The organism is Gemmatimonas sp. (assembly GCF_044345575.1).
Taxonomy (GTDB): Bacteria; Gemmatimonadota; Gemmatimonadetes; order Gemmatimonadales; family Gemmatimonadaceae; genus Gemmatimonas.
The window spans coordinates 1-4,851 of the sequence record NZ_JBIJAW010000257.1; the positions used below are offsets into that span (position 1 = coordinate 1).

At 66.6% G+C, this 4,851-nt stretch carries 4 protein-coding genes; all 4 read left to right on the top strand.

Annotation, left to right across the window (positions count from 1 at the left end):
- A partial coding sequence (locus tag ACIQ6O_RS12970) for a TonB-dependent receptor domain-containing protein (RefSeq protein WP_396208211.1) occupies nt 1–2,121 on the top strand: 2,121 nt, incomplete at its 5' end.
- A 19-nt stretch (nt 2,122–2,140) separates the two neighbouring features.
- Complete coding sequence (locus ACIQ6O_RS12975) at nt 2,141–3,535, top strand: RagB/SusD family nutrient uptake outer membrane protein (RefSeq protein ID WP_396208212.1); 1,395 nt, start codon at nt 2,141–2,143, stop codon at nt 3,533–3,535.
- A 377-nt stretch (nt 3,536–3,912) separates the two neighbouring features.
- The gene (locus ACIQ6O_RS12980; RefSeq protein ID WP_396208213.1) at nt 3,913–4,377 is read left to right on the top strand and encodes a hypothetical protein; all 465 of its coding nucleotides are present in this window, start codon (nt 3,913–3,915) and stop codon (nt 4,375–4,377) included.
- Between the two features lie 124 nt (nt 4,378–4,501).
- The coding region (locus tag ACIQ6O_RS12985) for an aminopeptidase P family N-terminal domain-containing protein (RefSeq protein ID WP_396208214.1) at nt 4,502–4,851 on the top strand (350 nt) is incomplete at its 3' end.

Sequence of the window (4,851 nt, forward strand, 5' to 3'; positions counted from 1 at the left end):
AAGAACCTGCGCCTGCGCTTCAACAACGCCTACTACAACACGGCCAACGAAGCGCCCGAGAACAACAACAACATCTACGGCGTGAACTCGTTGTCGTACATGGCGCGCCCCGAGCTCGCCAACTGCAACGCGTCCAGCTACGTCTCGCCGGGTGTCTGCTCGGGTGCCGGTAACGCCTTCGGTAACCAGGCGTTCATGACGGTGCGTGAGTCGATGCAGCAGACCAACAAGACGGCCACGCAGCGCTACGTCGGCACGTTCGACGCGGCGTACACGGCCACCGAGAAGCTCACCCTCTCGTCCACGTTCGGCTTCGACTACGCGGCGCAGCGCGACTTCGGCTTCTCGCCGTTCGGCTACAATGTCGACCTCTTCACGTCGAACAACCCCGACGGGTCGCGCGCCGTGTTCTCGGGCGGCACGCGCGTGCTCACGCTCGACGGCAAGATCGCCTACAACCGCGATTTCGGTCCGTTCACGACGAGCAACGTGGCCGGTCTGCAGGTGTTCAACAACCGCACCGAAACCAACTCCGGTTCGTCGGCCTTCTTCCCGGGCCCCGGTATCGAAGTGGTGGGCGCCGGTGGTCAGAACATCTCGGCTGGTGAGTCGTTCCTCACCACCGTGAACGGCGGCTACTTCGCCCAGTCGCAGATCGGCTGGCACGATTGGGTGTTCGGCACGGTCGGCGGCCGCTACGACTTCTCGTCGGCCTTCGGCGAGAACGCCGGTGGTGTGTTCTACCCGAAGGCGTCGCTCTCCATGGTGCCGTCGGATCGCCAGGGCTGGAGCAGCACGCTCCTCTCCACGTTCCGCGTCCGCGCCGCCATCGGTCAGTCGGGCCGTCAGCCTGGCGCCTTCGACCAGTTCACGACGTTCGCGCCGCAGGTCACGTCGGTCGGCGCCGGTCTCATTCCGTCGGCGCTCGGCAACCCGGACCTCCGTCCGGAAATCTCGACGGAACTCGAAGCGGGCTTCGAAGCCGGCCTGTTCAACAACAAGGTCGCGCTCGAATACACCGCCTGGAAGCGTACGGTGAACGACGCGCTCGTGCCGCGTACCTTCCCGACGTCGGGCGGCTTCCGCAACGCGCAGCTGACCAACATCGGCACCATCGACGCCAACGGCATGGAAATCGGCCTGCGCTCGCAGGTGATCAACAAGGCGACCAACAAGCTCGAACTGTTCGCCAACGCCGCGTATCTCAACCAGACGCTGTCGAGCCTCGGCGGCGCGCCGGCCATCCGCGTGTCGGGCGGCTACGCGCGCTACCGCATCTACCTCAAGGAAGGGGCGCCCCTCGGCTCCATCTACGAGCCGCGCCTCGCGGGCCAGTGCGGCACCGTGCCGGCCACGAATTCGGCGAACAAGCCCATCACCTGCTACAACGCCGGTGACCTTCCGATCAGCTTCAACGGGCGTGGCACGGCCGCCACGCGCGCCGAACTGCTCGCGTACTTCGCGCAGCCGCGTGACATCCAGCAGTCGAGCGTGCAGTCGGCGCTCCAGCCGCTGCTCGCCGACTACGACGGCAACGGCATCCTGTTCGAACAGCGCGTCGGCAAGAGCATCCCGACGTGGACTGGTGCCTTCGGTGGTACGTGGAGCTTTGCGAACCACTGGAAGATCCAGAACACGCTCGAGTATCGCACGGGCTACATGGTGTCGAACCTGACCGACGGCTTCCGTCTCTCGCAGCACCCGTCGATCGGCTCCAACCGTCGCGCGTTCTCCGAGATTCAATCGGTCATGCAGAATCCGGCCAGCACGCCCGAGCAGCGTGTGGCCGCCGCCGAGACGTACATCCGCGGCTACCGCCGTCTCCTCGAGCCTGGTCTCTACCAGGCGCAGAACGGCAGCTTCCTCCGCTGGCGCGAACTCGCCATCACGTACGACTTCGGCGCCGACATGGCCAAGAAGATCGGCTTCCGCAACGCGAGCATCACGGCCGCCGGTCGCAACCTGTTCCTCTGGACCCGCTACCCCGGCCAGGATCCGGAATCGAACGAGAACGGCCGCGGTTCGACGGGTTCGCTGGCGGACAACTTCCAGAACGCGACGGACGGCTTCGGCCTGCCGATCCCGCGTCGTGTGTCGCTCGCGCTGAACCTCAACTTCTGATCTGGAGCACGGACCCTATATGCAGCATCTGACCAAGATTGGGGGAACGCGCTTCCGTCGCTCGCTCGGCACCGCCGTTACGGCGCTGGGCACGATGGCGCTGGCTTCCTGCACCGTGTTCTCCACGGAAGTGAAGAACCCCAACGCCGTCACCGAGGATGCCATTTCCTCGGCGGCGGCGGCGGCCACCTCGCTCGTCACCGGCCTGTACGGCGCGGTGAACGCGGCGGGCAACCAGATCACCGGCACGAGCGGCGCCGCCTCCGACGAGCTCACGTGGGTGGGTTCGCGCGAGTACTGGAACCTGCTCGATGTGGGTGACCTGGGTGACCCGCTCAACGAGTACACCGACGGCCAGTACCCGTACGTGAGCCAGGCCCGCTGGATGGCCAACTACGTGCTCCCGAAGCTCGAGGGGTACGACAAGGCCGGCTCGCTGCGCAATCGTGCCGACCTGGCGCAGGCGTACTACCTCGCGGCCACGATCTACACGCTCATCGGCGAGAACTACGAAGACTTCGTCCTCGCGTCCGATCGCGTGAAGAACGGCGCCAACGTGGGCGAAGCGAACATGCGTGTGATGTTCGACTCGGCCACGGCGTACACCGGCAAGGGGTTGACGATCGCCACGGCGCTCAACAACCAGCCGCTGCGCGCCCGTCTGTTGGCCATGCAGGCGCGTGCCAAGTGGTCGCGGGCGGTGTGGGCCACGCTGCGCGCGCCGCGCGGCTTCCCGGCCAACCCGCTCATCAACGATGCGGGCGCCAACGCCGATGCCGCCGCCGCGCTCGCCGCGTTCGGCAGCAACGCCGCGCGCTATCGCTTCGACGTGATCGCGCAGAACGCCGGTGGCTGGTTCTCGACGGGTTCGGAAATGAACTCGCGCCTCGAGATCCGCGCCGGTAACCGCTACATCGTGCCGAACGGCGCGGGCACGCGCCCGCTGGACGGTGCGGCGGGTATCTCCATGCGCGACCCCATCACGGGGCAGATGGATCCGGTGACGCTCGCCAACATCAACGAGTGCTGCCGTCTCTCCTCCACCGTGAACGTCGGCTGGACGGCGTCGTCGGCCAAGGAAATGCTGCTCATCCTGGCCGAAGCGGCGCTCGCGTCGGGCAACACGTCGGAATTCCAGACGCGTATCAACGCCATCCGTGCGGTGGACGCCCTGCCCGACTGGACGCCGGCGAGCACGGTGTCGGCGCGCGACATCCTGATTCATTCGCGTCAGGTGAACCTGTTCCTGCAGGCGCGTCGCCTCACCGACCACTACCGCTTCCAGATCCGTGCGGATCGCTGGGTGGCGACGCGCGGCCTGCGGCCGTGCTTCTTCCCCATCTCGTACAACGAGCGGCAGCAGAACCCGCTGGCGCCGCAGCCCGCGCAGGACCGGCCGGCGGCGTGCAACTGACGGGATGAGTTCGCAGGACGCAGGCATTCGGTAGAACGACTCGGGGGCGCCGCGGTGCGGGCGCCCCCGATTTCGTTTTGTGGGCGTCAAGGTTCGGTCAGTGCGACGACAAGCAGACGGCAGACCGCAGGAACTACAGCACGCAGTCACGGAGGAATTCGGAAGAAAAACTCGGCAGCGTGCGCTTTGCGCCGCTGCCGATTTCCCTACCGCAAAGGAAATCGGGCGCCCCGCGAAGCGGTGGCGCCCGTTTTGTTGTACCACATTCCTCCCGTTCTGCGTGCTGTAGTTCCTGCCGTCTGCCGTCTGCTGGTAAAGCGCAGTTACCCCCGCCGTAACCTATGCGTAACTTCCCTCAGACCCGTTTCCCTCGATCCATGCAACAACGCCGCGCCACCACCGCCCTCGCCCTCACAGCGTGGAGCCTCGCGCTCCCCATGATGGGCTGCTACGCCTACGTGCCGGTCGCCAAGAGCGCCACACCCGCCCTCGGTGAATCCACGCTCGTCCTCACCAGCAACGGCGCGCGCGCCGTGCAGCCCAAGCTTGGCGAGAACGTGCGCAGCGTCGATGGACCGATCGTGCGGGTGACCGCCGACAGCATCGAGCTCACGGTCACCGACGTCATGACCGCCACGCGTGAGCGCTTCCCGCAGAACGGCGTGCCGCTCACCATCGCCCGCGCCGATGTGGAGCAGGTGCAGACCCGCACGTTCTCGCGCAAACGCACCTGGACGCTCGTCGGCATCGTCGCCGCCGTGCTCACCGTGGCCCTCGGCGCCAGCGCCGCCGCCGGCGCGTCTGGCTCAGCCGACGGTGGTGGTGGTGGGATCCAGCCCTAACCGCGTGTGCACGTCACCATCGTGAGCAGCTCATCGGAGACACGCACGATGTGTGCTCCGTGATCTCCATTGCTCCGCGATCCCCGACGAACGTTTCCCCAACCCTCCCACCACTCCCCACCCGATGACCACCCGCCGCGACTTCCTCGCCACCTCCTCCGCGTCACTCGCCGCCCTCGCCGTCACCGGCTGCGCCAAGGCTGAAGCCGATGCCAGCGGCGCCGCATCAACGCAGAGTGATCTGCCCCCCGCCATCGCTGCGCTCACGCCCATGAAGGACGGCGTTGTGCCCATCTCGGTGGACGAACGCAAGGCGCGACTCGAGAAGGCGCGGCGGCTCATGACAGAGCAGAAGATCGATGCCCTCATGCTCGCCGGCGGCACGAGCATGGAGTACTTCACCGGCATGCGGTGGGGCAACAGCGAACGTCTGCTCGCGGTGGTGATTCCCGCCAAGGGCGCGCCGTTTCTCGT

What these genes read in the sequence shown, in the direction of transcription:
- ACIQ6O_RS12975 (WP_396208212.1), top strand. Translation starts at nt 2,141, where the DNA reads ATGCAGCATCTGACCAAGATTGGGGGAACGCGCTTCCGTCGCTCGCTC.
- ACIQ6O_RS12980 (WP_396208213.1), top strand. Translation starts at nt 3,913, where the DNA reads ATGCAACAACGCCGCGCCACCACCGCCCTCGCCCTCACAGCGTGGAGC.